The sequence below is a fragment of the Geobacillus sp. Y412MC52 genome (genome assembly GCF_000174795.2).
Classification (GTDB): domain Bacteria; phylum Bacillota; class Bacilli; order Bacillales; family Anoxybacillaceae; genus Geobacillus; species Geobacillus thermoleovorans.
Map to the genome: position 1 here is coordinate 1,001,097 of NC_014915.1, position 16,590 is coordinate 1,017,686.

Sequence of the window (16,590 nt, forward strand, 5' to 3'; positions counted from 1 at the left end):
TCCAGAAGCAAGATGATTGGCAGAAAAGAAATGAATCTGCGGCGGCAGCTGTATGTTCGCCTGTTGCTGCGCTCGGTCGACAGTCTTTTGTCCAAAGAAGCGGCCTGGTCCATTTCTTGTCCAATTTCCCATACTATTTTCCGCTCTCGCTTCATATCGTTATGGTAAAGAACAAGCGGGAGATGGAGTTGAAATGAAAGCTTACGTTGCATTTTTGATGCAGATGATGATTTGGAGCAGTTTCTCATTGATCGAGTGGCTGTCAGGAAGAGACCGCCTGTTTTTCCGCGGGCTGATGCTGTGCATCTTTATGTACATCGCGTTTTTGCTGGCCCGCCAGCTCGGCTTGGCGACGCGCAAGGCGGCGCTGACGACGATTGGGACGGCGGCGGTGTACTTTGCCGGTCAGCATGTCATTTGGCAGGCCGTTCAATAAAAAACAGCGGTCGAATGCCCGCTGTTTACGCGCTGCCAAACACCATCGTCCGGCCGCTGAACAAGTGCAGTTCACCGCCGAGCGTTTTCGCCAGCCATTTGCTGAATTCATTGGCCTTCCCTTTATCCCCATGCGTCGCCCCCGGCGGCAGTGCGATGTCAATGAATGTCTCTTCTCCAGCTGTTCGCACGGAAATCGCCATCCCTTTGTACAAACGGCCGTCGCCTTGCAAGTAGAGAACGGATTCGTGTATGCGGACCGTATACGGGAAAGCGGCCTGTTCGTACGCCCAACCAAGCTGTTCCCCTGTCTTTTTGAGCGCCATCTGGTAGCGCTCGAGCAGCTGTTTGACGTCCTCGATGGTCATCGTTTTCCCCGCAGGCAGCTTTAGATCGGTGTTCATCATTCCTTCCCCTCCCACCATTTCCATTGCGTCTTTATCCTTATTGTACCATATGTTGGCGGACAATAAATGGAAAAAGAGCGGTTTCAAAAAAGTTCTTTTTTATTAAATGTGATATACAAATTAGGATTGACAATTGAAATGTGATATATTATTATGAAATCAACAAGCGAATTTATCATCACAAAGGGGTTTTGGGGATGGGCACGATCGTATGTCAAACGTGTGATGCGACGATTGCGTATTTCGAAGATGAAAAAGTGACAACGCTTTATGGGAAATGTGATTGCTGCGAGCATGACAATGAGGGCGGAGAAAAAGAATAAAACGGTCAAACCGATGGGGGAAAGGAACGGATAGAGGCGCGCATGTCGACAAGTCACATGCGCGCCGTTTATTTTTGGCAAACAAGCACAAGCCAGGCAAACCGGCTTGTGCGGTCAGCGGATCGGTTTATATTCCTTAATGACACGCAACGTCTGCAGCGTGTCGTCTTCCGGCCCTTGGACAGGGAGGCCGGCAGCCAAGTTCGTCTCAATATACTTCAAGTTTTCTTCCGTGATGATTTCGCCTGGAATAAAAATTGGAATGCCAGGCGGATACACCATCACAAATTCGGCGATGATTCGGCCGGCCGATTCGTGAAACGGCACGACTTCCGTTTCGGCGTAAAACGCATCGCGCGGCGTCAAGGCGAGCGCCGGGATGTCCGGAAGGAGCACTTTCGGCTTGATCCCTTTCTCTGCCTGATGGCTGAACTGCTTCGACAAGCGGCGGAGCGCTTCAACGAGCAGGCTCGCCTCCCGTTCGGTATCGCCCGGGGTGATGATGCACAAAATGTTGTATAAATCGGAAAGCTCGACTTCAATGTTGTACGTTTCGCGCAGCCACCGTTCGACGTCATGGCCGGTCAGCCCGAGCTCTTTAACCGAAATGATGAGCTTTGTCGGATCGTAGTCGTACGTTGCTTCCGTGCCTAAAATCTCTTCGCCGACGCAGTACAAATATGGAATCTCGTTGATTTGCCGGCGCGTCCAGTCGGCGAGTCGAATGGCTTTGTCGATGAGTTCACGCCCTTTCGTCGCCAACTGTTTGCGGGCGACATCAAGCGAAGCGAGCAACAAGTACGACGTTGAAGTCGTCGTCAGCATGCTTAAAATCGCCTGCACGTGTTTCGCGGAGACGAGTCCTTCGCGCACATTCAAAATCGAGCTTTGCGTCAGCGATCCGCCGAGCTTATGGACGCTTGTCGCCGCCATATCAGCGCCCGCTTGCATCGCTGAGAGCGGCAAGTCCTCATGAAAATGAATGTGCACGCCGTGCGCTTCGTCGACAAGCACCGGAACGTTGTACGAGTGGGCGATATCGACGATTTTTTTCAAATCGCCGGCAATGCCAAAGTACGTCGGGTTGATGACGAGCACCCCTTTGGCGTCCGGGTGCTGGCGGAGCGCTTTTTCCACTGCTTGCGGCGTAATGCCATGGGAAATGCCAAGCTCCTTGTCGATTTCGGGATGAATGAAAATCGGCGTCGCTCCAGAAAAGACAATGGCCGACATGACCGATTTATGGACGTTGCGCGGCACGATGATTTTATCGCCCGGCCCGGCGACCGACATGACCATCGTCATGATGGCGCCGCTCGTTCCTTGCACGGAAAAAAACGTATAATCGGCGCCGAACGCTTCGGCAGCGAGCTCCTGCGCCCGTTTGATCATCCCTTTTGGATGGTGCAAGTCATCGAGCGGGCTGATGTTGATTAAATCAATCGCCAAGGCGTTGTCTCCGATGAAAGCGCGAAACTCCGGATCCATGCCGGCCCCTTTTTTATGGCCGGGAATGTGAAATTGAACCGGATTTTTTTTCATATGCTCCAACAAACCGGTAAACAATGGTGTCTCGAGTTGCGACAATGGTTTTTCACACCTCTTTATCTCGAGGATAAAACAAGTGCATTATAGCATGGATTTTTCCGTTTGCAAAGAAGAAATGAATGGACGCTGAAAAAGGAAAACAGCGGTTCAAGAGAGAAATAAAAGAAAGACAAAACAAAAAGGGGGCGTTATCGAAATGAAATGGAGAACGAGGGTGACAGAGCTGCTCGGCATTACATATCCGATCATTCAAGGGGGGCTCGCTTACTTGGCGTACGCTGATTTGGCCGCAGCGGTCTCGAACGCCGGTGGGCTCGGACAAATTACGGCGATGTCGCTCGATGGACCGGAGCAACTGCGCGAGGAAATCCGCAAGGTGAAGGAAAAAACCGATCGGCCGTTCGGCGTCAATTTCGCCATTGGCCAGCACGGCCGCCCGTTTGCTCATATGCTTGAAGCAGCGCTTGATGAGGGGGTGCCGGTCGTTTCGGTCACCGGCGGCAATCCGGCGCCGTTTTTTGAACAATTGAAAGGAACGGACGTGAAAAAGCTCGTGCTCGTTGCCGCCGTCCGCCAGGCAGTGAAAGCAGAGGAGCTCGGTGCTGATGCGGTGATGGTCGTCGGTCAGGAAGGGGGCGGGCATCTCGGCAAATACGATACTGGCACGTTCGTCCTCATTCCGAAAGTCGTTGACTCCGTATCGATTCCGGTCATCGCCTCGGGCGGCATCGCCGATGGACGCGGGTTGATGGCGGCATTGGCGCTTGGAGCGGAAGGGATTGAGATGGGAACGCGGTTTATCGCCACGAAAGAATGCGTTCATGCTCATCCCGCATATAAAGAAATGATTCTCAACGCCACCGAAAACGATACGGTCATCATTAAACGGTCGCTCGGGGCGCCAGGGCGGGTGCTGGCCAACGCCTGGGCGGAAAAAATATTGGAAATCGAGCGCCAAGGCGGTACGTATGATGATTTAAAAGAATATATTAGCGGAGAAGCGAACCGGCGCTTCATTTACGATGGAAAGGTGGACGAAGGATTCGCTTGGGCCGGGCAGGCGATCGGGCTCATTCACGACGTTCCGTCCGTCGCTGAGTTGTTTGCCCGCATGATGGAAGAGGCGGAACAAATTCGGCGCCGTTGGGCAAACTAACGGTGGAGGTGGAACAATGGGTTATTCCTGTCCATTTTCCTACGACTGGTCAACACAAGAAATCATTGATGGTCATAGTTCCCCTGGGATTATCGCTGTGGTATAATTCGAGCCACAACGGAAGCGCGGTAGGTAAACGCACAAATTAGTTGCATACACCCCTTTTTCCACATAATAATATAATATAAAACAAAATGAAGCAGCACATTCGTGACGGGCGCCGGAAGTTTAGCGGATGATAGGGAAAGGGGTGCGGACGAATATGAAAAAAACCGCCAATTCGCTGAAGCGGCCAGATGGAGACAAACGCATGGCGGTGTTGCGGCTCGAACTCGATTACGAATTAGCGACGCTGTACGAGGCCATGATGGAAAACGATGAAGAAAAGAAAAAAGAGTGCAAACGGCGGCTTGAAAAGCTGCGCCAAGAACTGATGCGCCTTCAAGTATGATTCTGATTCAAGGCGAACCATCTTTCCGGTTCGTTTTTTTCTTGAGCGGTGTCCGCCCCCGTTCCGGTTGCGATCTATACATAACCGAAGGCAGGAGGAAGCAATATGGCAGAAAAATGGGAAGAAATCGACCGATACGCCCGGCAATGGATCGACGAAGCAGGAAAGCGCATCCGCGCCTCGTTTGCCAAACAGCTGACGGTGGAAGCGAAAGAGAACCCGAACGACTTAGTGACGAATGTTGACCGCGCCATTGAGCAGTTTTTCGCCGAGCACATCCGCCGCCAGTTCCCTAGCCACCGCCTGTTGGGGGAAGAAGGATTTGGCGACCGGATCGATGCCTTGGACGGCGTTGTTTGGGTGATTGACCCGATCGACGGCACGATGAATTTCGTTCATCAGCGGCGCCATTTTGCTGTATCGATCGGCATTTTTGAAGATGGCATCGGGCAGCTCGGCTACGTGTATGACGTCGTGTTTGACGAACTGTATGCGGCGCAAAAAGGGCGGGGGGTGTTTTTGAACGGGGAGCCGCTCGGCCTCCTGCAGCCCGCGCCAGTGGCGGAGTCGATCATCGCCATCAACGGGACATGGCTCATGGAAAACAAGCGCCTCGACCATCGCCCGCTCATGAGGCTGGCGAAAGAGGCGCGCGGCACGCGCTCGTATGGTTCAGCGGCGCTTGAGCTCGCGTATGTTGCCGCCGGCCGTTTGGACGCCTACATTTCGCCGCGCCTGTCGCCGTGGGATTTCGCCGGCGGGATGATTTTGATTGAAGAAGCGGGCGGAATGGTGACGACCCTTGACGGGAAGCCGCTGGATCTGCTTGGCCGCAATTCGGTGCTTGCTGCGAAACCTGGGGTGCACGAAGAAATTTTGCGGCGCTATCTTCACGATTGATGAGGCGCGAAATCGCGAAAACGGGACAAGCATCCAGCTTGTCCCGTTTTTCAACGCGTCCGTTTTTTATGGGCGAACCCGGCGCCCATGGCGGCGATAAAGATGAGCGTGGAAGCGGCGATGCCGATCAAACTTTGCTCGGCGATGAAGACGCCGATCGCCATGATGGCGGCGACGGCAAGAATGGCGAGCAACAGCGGTACAGGCTCGATCCGTTTCATTGGGTTGACTCCTTTCTGGCAAAGTGGGCGTCTTTTTCTAGTGTACCGGAAAACATGCCGATTTTCTATCGGTTGTGATATAATAGACAAGCAGTTTGCCGAACAGGAGTGACCGACATTGACGAACAAACGAATCGATCTTCGCAATATCGCGATCATCGCTCACGTCGACCATGGGAAAACGACGCTCGTTGACCAGCTGCTTCGGCAGTCAGGGACGTTCCGCGAAAACGAACAAGTCGCGGAGCGGGCGCTTGACCGCAACGATCTGGAGCGGGAGCGCGGCATTACGATTTTGGCAAAAAACACTGCTGTCTTGTATAAAGGAACGCGCATCAACATTTTGGATACGCCGGGACACGCTGATTTCGGGGGGGAAGTGGAGCGGATCATGCGCCTTGTCGACGGCGTCTTGCTTGTCGTCGATGCGTATGAAGGCTGCATGCCGCAGACGCGGTTTGTGCTGAAAAAGGCGCTTGAGCAGCAGCTTGTGCCGATCGTCGTCGTCAACAAAATCGACCGCGAATTTGCTCGGCCGGCGGAAGTTGTCGATGAGGTGATCGACCTGTTTATCGAACTTGGTGCTTCTGAGGAGCAGCTCGAGTTTCCAGTCGTGTACACATCGGCGCTGCGCGGGACGGCAAGCCTCGATCCGGATCGCCAGGACGGTGACATGACCGCCTTGTTTGAGACGATCATCGAGCATATTCCGGCGCCGGCGGACAACCGCAACGAACCGTTGCAGTTTCAAGTGGCGCTGCTCGACTATAATGAATATGTCGGACGCATCGGCATCGGCCGCATTTTCCGCGGCACGATGAAAACAGGCCAGCAAGTTGCTCTTTTAAAGCGCGACGGTGCCGTCAAGATGTTTCGTGTCACGAAGCTGTTTGGTTTTATTGGGTTGAAGCGGATTGAGATTGAAGAAGCGCACGCTGGCGACATCGTCGCGGTCGCCGGGATGGAGGACATCAATGTCGGTGAAACGGTTTGCCCGCCCGATCATCAAGAGCCGCTGCCGCCGCTTCGCATCGATGAGCCGACGTTGAAAATGACGTTTCTCGTCAACAACAGCCCGTTTGCGGGGCGCGAAGGCAAATACGTGACGGCGAGAAAGCTGGAGGAGCGGCTTCGCACCCAGCTGGAGACGGATGTCAGTCTGCGCGTTGAGCCGACCGAGTCGCCGGATGCGTGGATTGTCTCCGGCCGCGGGGAGCTTCATTTGGCGATTTTGATTGAAAGCATGCGCCGCGAAGGATACGAACTGCAAGTATCGAAGCCGGAAGTCATTCTAAAAGAGATTGACGGTGTCACGTGCGAGCCGATCGAGCGGGTCGTCATTGACATCCCGGAGGAATATACGGGAGCGATCATGGAGTCGCTCGGCAGCCGCAAGGGCGAGCTTGTCGATATGGTGCACGGCGACAACGGGCAAGTGCGTCTCGTCTTCCTTGTGCCGTCGCGTGGCTTGATCGGCTATCGGAGTGAATTTATGTCGTTGACGCGCGGATATGGAATTTTAAACCATTCGTTTGACCATTATGCCCCCGTGCAGCCTGGCGCAATCGGCGGCCGCCGCCAAGGGGTGCTCGTCTCGATGGAAACCGGAAAGGCGACGGCTTACAGCATCATGCAACTTGAGGATCGCGGCACCATTTTTGTTGAGCCGGGCACTGAGGTGTACGAAGGGATGATCGTCGGCGAGCATAACCGCGAAAACGACTTGGTCGTCAACATTTGCCGCGAAAAACATGTCACCAACATGCGTTCATCGACGAAAGAACAGACGGTGACGATGAAAAAGCCGCGTCTGTTGACGCTTGAAGAAGCGCTCGAGTATTTGAATGATGATGAATATTGTGAAGTGACGCCAGCCTCGATCCGGTTGCGCAAAAAAATCTTGAATAAAAGCGAGCGTGAAAAGGCGGAGAAGAAAAAGAAAGCGGTTGAGCAGGCGAAATAGCCGGAAGCGCCATGCGCGCGTCTTTGGTTTGCGAACAATCGAAAACGCCTTGCAGAAGGGCGCTATTAGGATGAACAGGAGGGGAATGGTGTGAATGTGCTCGAACGGCTCACGTTTTTCGCCTCGCTTTATAAGGTGCACGATCATCCCGAGCGCGGTATGTGGCTATTGTATGTGACAGTGTTGTTGCTTGCCGCGCTTGTGTATCGACTCGGTTTTGCCCGCCGCCTGCCGCTGTTGAAAAATGTCATCATTTACGTCTTGCTGGCGCTTGGCTGCACGGTTTTGACCTTTTTTGCCGTCTTTTTGCCGGTGGCAGAAGGATTGGCCGTCGCCGCCCTCGTATTAATCATTTATAAAGTGCGCCTGAAGCAGGCGAAAGAGGGAGAAAAGTCATGAAATCCGTGCAGGATGCCCTTTATAACTGGCTGACGATCCACATCGTCGCCAAAGCCCGTCCGCACGATGCGGCGGCGCGCGATACGGCCTCGTTTTTCCGCGCCATCTTGGAAAACGACTTTGGTGTGACGGCCGTAGACGCCGTCAAAGATGAAACGAATGGGCAATACATCGTCGAATATGTGCGCGGCGGGGAAACAAGGGCGGCGTGTTTCCCGCTTGAGCTGGCTGAGGCGATGTGGCGGCAGATCGAAGCCGAACCGGAAAAGTATGGATGATGACAACCAAAAAGGCGCGGAAAAGCGATCGCTCTTCCGCACCGTTTTTTTTTTTTGCGGGATCACCAATCATCGTCTGCGCGGCGGCCGCGATAGAAGCGGAACTTTCCTGTTGCCAGCCGCTGTTTCGTTTTTTCGGTGATGCGGTCGTGGCATTCGCGGCACATGTACGTGTGGATCGGGCGGTTGCGCAGCCGCTTGGCGAGCGGCGATTCATCGTCGATCGTATCGATTTGGTCGCAAAGCACGCATTTGACTCTCATTGTTCACCTCAATACATCCAAACGCGAAATGGTAGAGTGTTCTTTCGTTCCCATTATACCACATTTCCCGCCATCGTTTGTTGATTCAAATGCATTTCACTCCCGCTTTCCTCGGAAATGAGCCGCGCTTTCTGTTCCATTATAACCCACACAGAAACCGTTTATCGATTTAAATGTTCATTCGATTGCTTGTTTTGCTGTTCGTTCAGTTGCCGCTCCTCCCGTTCGTTCAGCTGTCCGTCATTTTCTTCGGTCGGCTTCGGCGTCGTTTCAAATAGGTCGCTTGGCACTTCCGGCATCACTCGTCCGACGATGTCGGCGATTTCGTTCATGAACGCTTGCACCGGCCTCCCCTCATCGATTTGCCGGCCGATGTTGCGCACGCGGGTGTAAAGATCTGGGTCAGCGACAATAATAGCGTTCGCACCGTACGGATCTTTTTGCAATGCTTCGGCGACGGAATATTTGATGGTGCCGACGCGTGAGGCATCCATATTGGCGCCGACGTCAATGCCGACGATGGCATATTTGCCGACGACGATCGCGGCGGCATTGTGAACGTTTGGAACACGGTCGGCGATTTCTGCAAGCCGGCGGGCGATCTCTTGCCCGGATTTGTTCTCGACGCGTTCATCGACCGTATTTTTGACGCGCACGAGTGAACGATTGGGCTCGTTCGCTTCATGATCGTTTCCAAACGTGCAGCCGCTGAAAATCAAAAGGGGAAGGAAGAAAACGGCGAGCCAGCAGTTTCTCTTCATAATGGGCCACCTCGACTTTTTTCTTTAGTTTGCAAATGTCCTTCTATCTTTATACATGTTTTCATATGTTGTATTACAGCCATTCCCATCCAACGGAAAAACGTGAAAAACTCACATGGGGGGAAGCGGAATTTGGGAAAAAAAATTTACGTGCTCGATACGAACGTGCTGTTGCAAGATCCGTATTCGATTTTCGCGTTTGAGGATAATGAGGTCGTCATTCCAGCGGTCGTGCTTGAGGAAGTGGATTCGAAAAAGCGGTATATGGATGAAATTGGTAGAAATGCCCGCCAAGTGTCAAAGCTCATCGATCGTCTGCGCGAAAACGGCAAGCTGCATGAAAAAATTCCGCTTGAAAACGGAGGGGCGCTGCGCATTGAGTTGAACCATCGTTCGTTTCATCAACTGCAAGAAATTTTTGTCGAAAAAACAAATGACAACCGCATTCTGGCGGTGGCGAAAAATTTATCGCTTGAAGAGCAGGCGAAGGAAGATGGACGCTCCGTCATTTTGGTGAGCAAAGATGCGCTCGTGCGCGTCAAAGCGGATGCCATCGGGCTGCAGGCAGAAGACTTTTTAAGCGACCGCGTCGTTGATGTCGACCATATTTACAGCGGATTTTTGGAGCTGTACATAGGAAAGGACCACCTGCAGCGGTTTTACGACAAAGGGGAGCTCGTGCTCGCCGATATCGCCGACCACCCGTTTTATCCGAACCAGTTCATTATTATGAAAGACGCGTTTGGCAGCTCGGCGTCAGCGATTGGCATTGTCGACCAAAACGGCAAAAAAGTGAAAAAGCTCATCTTCCATCACGAACATATATGGGGCATTCGCCCGCGCAACGTGCAGCAGACGATGGCGTTTGAGCTTCTCATGCGCGACGACATTCCGCTTGTGACGCTAATCGGCAAAGCCGGAACGGGCAAGACGTTGCTTGCCCTTGCCGCGGGGTTGATGCAAACGGAAGATTTGCGCACATACAAAAAATTGCTCGTCGCTCGGCCGATTGTGCCGATGGGGAAAGATCTCGGCTTTCTGCCGGGGGAAAAGGAAGAAAAGCTGCGCCCGTGGATGCAGCCGATTTTTGACAACTTGGAATACTTGTTCAACACGAAAAAACCGGGGGAGCTCGATGCGATTTTAGCCGGCATGAGCTCGATTGAAGTGGAGGCGCTCACGTACATCCGCGGCCGGAGCCTGCCGGAGCAGTTTATCATCATTGATGAGGCGCAAAATTTAACGAAGCATGAAGTGAAGACGATTTTGACGCGCGTCGGGGAGAAAAGCAAAATCATTTTAATGGGCGATCCGGAACAGATCGACCATCCGTATTTGGATGAATATAACAACGGGTTGACGTACGTCGTCGAAAAGTTTAAAGACCAAAAAATCGCCGGTCATATCCGGCTCGTCAAAGGGGAGCGTTCGGCGCTCGCCCAGCTTGCCGCTGATTTGCTGTAGCTAGGCGTTCCTCAGAGCATCCGCCGTTAAAGAACGGGTGCCAGGCGCGCGGTCCGACGCCGCGAACGTTTCGAAAGGCGCCCGCCGCCTGGGGCGCTGTGGAAAACATCTAGGTTCCAAGCGCTTGAGGCGGTTGAAGGCGTCAAAACCTCAAACACCGGGCCGCCCCTTCATGGGGCGCCCGGTCATCGGACGACGAGCCGACGCACATGAGTAATCGGCGCCTCGCGGTTGGAGCCGTCGCCAAAATAAATGTGCACAGGACCGTCGTCGCGCAACGGTTTTCCGTTTTGGGAAAAAGCGAAAATCAGGTCGTACGCCTTTTCCAGAGGGATCACGGTTTCTCCATGTTCCGTCTCAATGACAAGTTCAGACGCGTCTTCATGTGGCTCAGCGTTTCGCAAAAATGGGGCGAACGGCATGCCGAACGAGCCGGTGATGATTTTCTCCTTCAAAAAGCGCCGCTCCGTTTTCAACGTCGGCGGAAAAACCGCGCCCTCTTGAATTTCCCGGTCCCAAAATGCCGACAGCTTTTTGATTTCCTCGTCCTCTTGCTCCGCTTCCGTCGGCTGTGGAGCCGGCTCCGAAAAATACGCATCCATGTCCACTTTCCGATCGTCGAAAATCCAGACGCCGGGGTCAAGCGTGATCGTAAACTTCACCTTTCCTGTCAGTACAATAATATCGTTCATGAAACACCTCTCCTCTGCATGTTCCCACCGTTTTTAGTATAATAATAACGAAAGAGCTTGTCATGTTCCAGGCCGGGTTGCTGTCAACGGTTTCAACTTGCAAAATGGCTTGTTTCACGTTAAGATGTAAAGAAGGATAGGGGAGAGAACGGAGGGATCGATGTGACGGACGAATCGATGAGCTATCGGGAGAAGGCGTACGCGCTTTTACAAGCGGATGCAGAGAAGATCATCCAACTCATCCGCGTGCAAATGGACCATTTGACGATGCCGCAATGTCCGGTGTATGAAGAAGTGCTTGACACGCAAATGTTCGGGTTGTCACGGGAAATTGATTTTGCGGTGCGCCTCGGGCTTGTGGAGGCGAAAGACGGAAAGGCGCTCCTTGACCGGCTTGAGCGCGAACTTTCCGCGTTGCACGAGGCCGTGGCCAAAAAGCGCGTACGATAAGAATATAAGGCGACTCAAACGATTGGCACACCATCGTTTGAGTTTTTCTGTTTTTCGGCAGGAAAACAGCGCGCCGCTGCGAATGATTTTAAGTACATACATGTTCACAGGGAAGAGGAACGATGGAACGACAATTATGGAAAAAAGTATTGAAGTGCTATGATTATCCGCTGATCGCCGCGGTCATCATGCTGTCGTTGTTCGGATTGATTATGGTGTACAGCTCGAGCATGGTCACCGCTGTCATCCGTTTTGAAGTGCCAAGCGACTATTTTTACGAGCGGCAAAAACTGTGGCTGATTGCCGGATTCATCGCGTTCGCCATCATGATGGCGATTCCGTATAAAGTGTGGCGGGCGGAGCGATGGGTGAAACTCGTCTTTTTTGCTTCTCCATTGATGCTGATCGCCGTCGCTTTTCTCGGCCATACGGCCAACAACGCAACAAGCTGGTTTCGCGTCGGGGCGCTTTCGATCCAACCGGCGGAGCTCGCGAAGCTCGGTCTGATTTTATACTTGGCCGCAGCGTTCGCCAACAAGCGGAAGCGGCTGGCCGAGCCGGCGAAAAGCAATTTGTTCCCCATTTATTATACATTGGTGATTTGTTTCCTGATTGCCATACAGCCTGACTTCGGAACGGCGGCGATCGTGTTTGCCATCGCGATGTGCATCATTGTTTCGTCCGGTTTGCGCCTCGTGTTGCTTCTGAAGCAGCTGCTTTTTTTTACATTGATCGGGACGGTGCTGTCACCGTTTTGGCTCCCGGTTGCGGGCAAAAAAATTTTTTCTCCTGAACGGGTATCGCGTCTTTACAGCTTTTTGGATCCATTTCAATACGCAAACGGCGATGGCTACCAGCTCGTGAATTCGTATTTGGCGATCGGGCTTGGCGGGCTGAAAGGAGTGGGGCTTGGCAAAGGCATTCAAAAATACGGCTACCTGCCAGAGTCGCACACCGATTTTATTATGGCGGTCATCGCCGAAGAGCTCGGCTTATTTGGTGTAGCGTTCACGCTTGGGTTATTGGCGTTTATCGTGCTGCGCGGGCTTTGGATTGCCCGCCGCTCCCACGATGCGTTTGGGAGCCTGCTTGCGATCGGCATCTCCGTCATGATCGGCTTTCAAACGTTCATTAACGTTGGTGGGGTCGTTGGCCTTATTCCGATTACAGGGGTGCCGCTGCCGCTCGTCAGCTATGGGGGAACGTCGCTTGTCCTGACCATGGCTTCGCTCGGTCTTTTGGTGAACATTTCTATGTTTGCAAAGTACGAACAACGGTATAAAAAAGCTGAAAAAACGATGGTCAGCAAACAGAAAAGAGGTCTGACTTTTTAGAAAGTGTATTTACAAATCGGCAAAACTTTTATACTTTTATTAAATAAAGGAGGAGGGACAGAATGAGGACAAGACGAATTCGCAAAGTGCTGGCAGCCAACCGTGGAGAGATCGCCATTCGCGTTTTCCGCGCCTGCACGGAGCTTGATATCCGCACCGTGGCGATTTATTCGAAGGAAGACGCCGGATCGTACCACCGCTACAAAGCGGATGAGGCGTATTTAGTCGGGGAAGGGAAAAAGCCGATCGAAGCCTACTTGGACATCGAAGGCATCATTGAGATCGCCAAAGCCCACGATGTCGATGCCATCCACCCGGGTTATGGGTTTTTGTCGGAAAACATTCAATTTGCCAAACGGTGCCGCGAAGAGGGGATTATTTTCATCGGCCCGAACGAAGAACATTTGGATATGTTCGGCGATAAAGTGAAAGCGCGCCATGCGGCCATGAAGGCGGGCATTCCGGTCATCCCGGGCAGCGATGGACCGGTCGGCGGCCTTGAAGACGTCGTCCGTTTTGCTGAGACGCACGGATACCCGATCATCATTAAAGCGGCGCTTGGCGGCGGCGGCCGGGGCATGCGCATCGTCCGCTCGAAGTCGGAAGTGAAGGAAGCGTTTGAGCGGGCCAAGTCGGAAGCGAAAGCGGCGTTTGGCAGCGATGACGTTTATGTTGAAAAGCTGATCGAAAAGCCGAAGCATATTGAAGTGCAAATTTTGGGCGACCACGAAGGAAACATCGTTCACCTTTATGAACGCGACTGCTCGGTGCAGCGCCGCCATCAAAAAGTCGTGGAAGTCGCGCCGAGCGTCTCGTTGTCGGACGAGCTGCGCGAGCGCATTTGCGAGGTGGCGGTCCGGCTCATGAGAAGCGTCGGCTACGTCAACGCTGGCACGGTTGAGTTTCTCGTCTCCGGAGATGAGTTTTATTTCATCGAAGTCAATCCGCGCATTCAAGTTGAGCATACGATCACCGAAATGATCACCGGGATTGACATCGTCCAGTCGCAAATTTTAATCGCCGACGGATTTTCGCTCCACAGCCCGGAAGTCGGCATTCCAAAGCAGGAAGACATCCGCATCAACGGCTACGCCATTCAGTCGCGGGTGACGACGGAAGACCCGCTCAACAACTTTATGCCGGATACGGGAAAAATTATGGCGTACCGTTCCGGCGGCGGTTTTGGCGTGCGCTTGGACGCCGGCAACGGCTTCCAAGGGGCGGTCATTACGCCGTATTACGATTCGCTGCTCGTGAAAGTGTCGACATGGGCGTTGACGTTTGAGCAGGCGGCAAGAAAAATGCTGCGCAACTTGCGCGAATTCCGCATCCGCGGCATTAAAACGAACATTCCGTTTTTGGAAAACGTCGTTCAGCATCCGAAATTTTTGTCGGGGGAATACGATACGTCATTTATCGATACGACGCCGGAATTGTTTGTATTCCCGCGCCGAAAAGACCGCGGGACGAAAATGCTTACGTACATCGGCACCGTGACGGTCAACGGCTTCCCTGGCATCGGCAAAAAGAAAAAGCCGGTGTTTGACAAACCGCGCGTGCCGAAGGTGAGCCAAACGGAACCGATCCCAGCGGGAACGAAGCAAATTTTGGATGAACGCGGACCTGAAGGGCTTGTTCGCTGGATCCAAGAGCAGCCGCGCGTGCTCTTGACCGATACGACGTTCCGTGACGCTCATCAGTCGTTGTTGGCGACCCGCGTCCGCACGATCGACTTGTTGCGGATCGCTGAGCCGACGGCGCGTTTGCTGCCCAACTTATTCTCGCTTGAGATGTGGGGCGGAGCGACGTTTGATGTGGCGTACCGCTTTTTGAAGGAGGATCCGTGGGACCGCCTCTTGAAGCTGCGCGAGCGCATTCCAAACGTGCTGTTCCAGATGCTGCTTCGGTCGGCCAACGCCGTGGGGTATAAAAACTATCCCGACAACGTCATCCGCGAGTTCGTCGACAAATCAGCGCAAGCCGGCATTGATGTGTTCCGCATTTTCGACAGCCTAAACTGGGTGAAAGGGATGACGGTGGCGATCGATGCCGTCCGGCAAAGCGGCAAAATCGCCGAGGCGGCTATTTGCTATACGGGCGATATTTTAGACCCGAATCGGCCGAAGTACAATTTGGATTATTACAAAGCCTTGGCGAAAGAGCTCGAGCAAGCCGGAGCGCACATTTTAGGCATTAAGGATATGGCTGGTCTGTTGAAGCCGCAGGCGGCGTACGTGCTCATTTCCGCGCTTAAGGAGACGGTCAGCATTCCGATCCATTTGCATACGCACGATACGAGCGGCAACGGTATTTACACGTACGCCAAAGCGATCGAAGCCGGCGTCGATATCGTCGATGTCGCCGTCAGCTCGATGGCCGGCTTGACGTCGCAGCCGAGCGCCAATACGCTCTACTATGCCCTTGAAGGAACGGAGCGGGCGCCGGAGGTCGATATTTGCGGCCTTGAGCAGTTGGCCCGCTATTGGGAAGACGTGCGCAAATTTTATCAGGAGTTTGAAAGCGGCATGAACGCGCCGCATACGGAAGTATACATGCATGAGATGCCAGGCGGCCAGTACAGCAACCTGCAGCAGCAGGCAAAAGCGGTCGGCCTCGGCGATCGGTGGGATGAAGTGAAAGAAATGTATCGCCGCGTCAACGACTTGTTCGGCGACATCGTCAAAGTGACGCCGTCATCGAAAGTTGTCGGCGACATGGCGCTTTACATGGTGCAAAACAATTTGACGGAGCAAGACATTTTTGAACGCGGCGAAACGCTCAATTTCCCAGACTCGGTCGTGGAGTTTTTCGAAGGCTATTTAGGCCAGCCGCATGGCGGGTTCCCGAAAGAGTTGCAGCGCATTATTTTGAAAGGGCGCGAACCGATCACCGTTCGTCCGGGCGAGCTGCTTGAGCCGGTTGATTTCGAGCAAATCAAGCGGGAGCTGTATGACAAGCTCGGCCGCGAAGTGACCGACTTTGACGCCATTGCCTATGCGCTTTATCCGAAAGTGTTTTTGGAATATGCCGAAACGGTCGAAAAATACGGCGATATTTCAGTGCTCGATACACCGACGTTCCTGTACGGCATGCGCCTCGGCGAGGAAATTGAAGTGGAGATTGAGCGCGGGAAAACGCTCATCGTCAAACTCGTCTCCATCGGCCAGCCTCAGGCGGACGGCACACGCGTCGTTTACTTCGAGCTGAACGGCCAGCCGCGCGAAGTCATCATCCGCGATGAAAGCATCAAAGCCGCTGTCGCTGAGCGCATCAAGGCCGATCGGACGAATCCGAACCACATTGCCGCCACGATGCCGGGCACGGTTGTGAAAGTGCTCGTGGAGAAAGGGGAAAAAGTCGACAAAGGCGACCATTTGATGGTTACGGAAGCGATGAAGATGGAAACGACGGTGCAGGCGCCGTTTGCCGGCATTGTCAAAGACATTTACGTCAAAAGCGGCGATGCCATTCAAGCGGGGGATTTGCTGATCGAGCTGTCCAAATGAAACGGTCTATACCGAACAAAAAAAGGGGTGCCCACGTTT

At 53.3% G+C, this 16,590-nt stretch carries 18 protein-coding genes; 12 read left to right on the forward strand and 6 right to left on the reverse strand.

Translation table 11 applies throughout. The features are described from left to right. The first annotated feature begins 193 nt into the window (after window positions 1-193). Window positions 194-436 carry a hypothetical protein gene (locus GYMC52_RS05050; RefSeq protein WP_011230562.1) on the forward strand — a complete coding sequence of 81 codons (243 nt, stop codon included), beginning with the start codon at window positions 194-196 and terminating at the stop codon, window positions 434-436. Window positions 437-461: 25 nt separating this feature from the next. Here GYMC52_RS05050 and GYMC52_RS05055 read toward each other — a convergent pair whose 3' ends face one another. After that, on the reverse strand, window positions 462-842 hold the full coding sequence (locus GYMC52_RS05055; protein ID WP_013145895.1) for a DUF1885 family protein: 381 nt from the start codon (window positions 840-842) through the stop codon (window positions 462-464). 197 nt (window positions 843-1,039) lie between these two features. On the opposite strand from GYMC52_RS05055, the gene GYMC52_RS05060 reads away from it, so the two are divergent. Then, the gene (locus GYMC52_RS05060; protein WP_011230564.1) at window positions 1,040-1,165 is read left to right on the forward strand and encodes a GapA-binding peptide SR1P; all 126 of its coding nucleotides are present in this window, start codon (window positions 1,040-1,042) and stop codon (window positions 1,163-1,165) included. Window positions 1,166-1,279: 114 nt separating this feature from the next. Here the strand turns inward: GYMC52_RS05060 and GYMC52_RS05065 are convergent, their stop codons facing one another. Then, window positions 1,280-2,752 carry an aminotransferase class I/II-fold pyridoxal phosphate-dependent enzyme gene (locus GYMC52_RS05065; RefSeq protein WP_011230565.1) on the reverse strand — a complete coding sequence of 491 codons (1,473 nt, stop codon included), beginning with the start codon at window positions 2,750-2,752 and terminating at the stop codon, window positions 1,280-1,282. Between the two features lie 157 nt (window positions 2,753-2,909). Here GYMC52_RS05065 and GYMC52_RS05070 point away from each other — a divergent pair, with 157 nt between their 5' ends. From GYMC52_RS05070 to GYMC52_RS05080, 3 genes are all read left to right on the forward strand, one after another. Next, window positions 2,910-3,869 (forward strand): NAD(P)H-dependent flavin oxidoreductase, encoded by a 960-nt coding sequence (locus GYMC52_RS05070; RefSeq protein ID WP_013523312.1) that lies wholly within the window; start codon window positions 2,910-2,912, stop codon window positions 3,867-3,869. Window positions 3,870-4,131: 262 nt separating this feature from the next. Further along, window positions 4,132-4,320, forward strand: a complete 189-nt coding sequence (locus tag GYMC52_RS05075) for a hypothetical protein (RefSeq protein WP_011230567.1) — start codon at window positions 4,132-4,134, stop codon at window positions 4,318-4,320. A 105-nt stretch (window positions 4,321-4,425) separates the two neighbouring features. Beyond that, complete coding sequence (locus GYMC52_RS05080; protein WP_013523314.1) at window positions 4,426-5,220, forward strand: inositol monophosphatase family protein; 795 nt, start codon at window positions 4,426-4,428, stop codon at window positions 5,218-5,220. 50 nt (window positions 5,221-5,270) lie between these two features. Here the strand turns inward: GYMC52_RS05080 and GYMC52_RS19580 are convergent, their stop codons facing one another. After that, entirely contained in the window at window positions 5,271-5,441 is a 171-nt protein-coding gene (locus GYMC52_RS19580; RefSeq protein ID WP_011230569.1) for a DUF5325 family protein, read from the reverse strand. 118 nt (window positions 5,442-5,559) lie between these two features. Here GYMC52_RS19580 and typA point away from each other — a divergent pair, with 118 nt between their 5' ends. From typA to GYMC52_RS05095, 3 genes are all read left to right on the forward strand, one after another. After that, window positions 5,560-7,404, forward strand: coding sequence for a translational GTPase TypA (gene typA, locus GYMC52_RS05085; protein WP_013523315.1), 1,845 nt, complete (start codon window positions 5,560-5,562; stop codon window positions 7,402-7,404). 90 nt (window positions 7,405-7,494) lie between these two features. Beyond that, a complete protein-coding gene (locus GYMC52_RS05090; RefSeq protein WP_011230571.1) occupies window positions 7,495-7,803 on the forward strand; it encodes a YlaH-like family protein in 309 nt (102 codons plus the stop codon). Continuing rightward, window positions 7,800-8,081, forward strand: coding sequence for a hypothetical protein (locus GYMC52_RS05095; protein ID WP_013145888.1), 282 nt, complete (start codon window positions 7,800-7,802; stop codon window positions 8,079-8,081). The genes GYMC52_RS05090 and GYMC52_RS05095 overlap by 4 nt, the downstream gene beginning before the upstream one ends. Window positions 8,082-8,143: 62 nt before the next feature. Here GYMC52_RS05095 and GYMC52_RS05100 read toward each other — a convergent pair whose 3' ends face one another. Together GYMC52_RS05100 and GYMC52_RS05105 are read right to left on the reverse strand one after the other, a co-directional pair. Next, the gene (locus tag GYMC52_RS05100) at window positions 8,144-8,344 is read right to left on the reverse strand and encodes a YlaI family protein (RefSeq protein WP_013145887.1); all 201 of its coding nucleotides are present in this window, start codon (window positions 8,342-8,344) and stop codon (window positions 8,144-8,146) included. Between the two features lie 161 nt (window positions 8,345-8,505). After that, window positions 8,506-9,105, reverse strand: a complete 600-nt coding sequence (locus tag GYMC52_RS05105; protein WP_013145886.1) for a YhcN/YlaJ family sporulation lipoprotein — start codon at window positions 9,103-9,105, stop codon at window positions 8,506-8,508. Between the two features lie 132 nt (window positions 9,106-9,237). On the opposite strand from GYMC52_RS05105, the gene GYMC52_RS05110 reads away from it, so the two are divergent. Next, entirely contained in the window at window positions 9,238-10,569 is a 1,332-nt protein-coding gene (locus tag GYMC52_RS05110) for a PhoH family protein (RefSeq protein WP_011230575.1), read from the forward strand. A gap of 185 nt (window positions 10,570-10,754) precedes the next feature. Here GYMC52_RS05110 and GYMC52_RS05115 read toward each other — a convergent pair whose 3' ends face one another. Further along, entirely contained in the window at window positions 10,755-11,261 is a 507-nt protein-coding gene (locus tag GYMC52_RS05115; protein ID WP_011230576.1) for a hypothetical protein, read from the reverse strand. A gap of 162 nt (window positions 11,262-11,423) precedes the next feature. Here GYMC52_RS05115 and GYMC52_RS05120 point away from each other — a divergent pair, with 162 nt between their 5' ends. From GYMC52_RS05120 to pyc, 3 genes are all read left to right on the forward strand, one after another. After that, window positions 11,424-11,711 carry a YlaN family protein gene (locus GYMC52_RS05120; protein ID WP_013145884.1) on the forward strand — a complete coding sequence of 96 codons (288 nt, stop codon included), beginning with the start codon at window positions 11,424-11,426 and terminating at the stop codon, window positions 11,709-11,711. A gap of 122 nt (window positions 11,712-11,833) precedes the next feature. Continuing rightward, on the forward strand, window positions 11,834-13,045 hold the full coding sequence (ftsW, locus tag GYMC52_RS05125; protein WP_013523316.1) for a putative lipid II flippase FtsW: 1,212 nt from the start codon (window positions 11,834-11,836) through the stop codon (window positions 13,043-13,045). A 62-nt stretch (window positions 13,046-13,107) separates the two neighbouring features. Beyond that, entirely contained in the window at window positions 13,108-16,551 is a 3,444-nt protein-coding gene (gene pyc / locus GYMC52_RS05130; protein WP_013523317.1) for a pyruvate carboxylase, read from the forward strand. The last annotated feature ends 39 nt before the right edge of the window (window positions 16,552-16,590 follow it).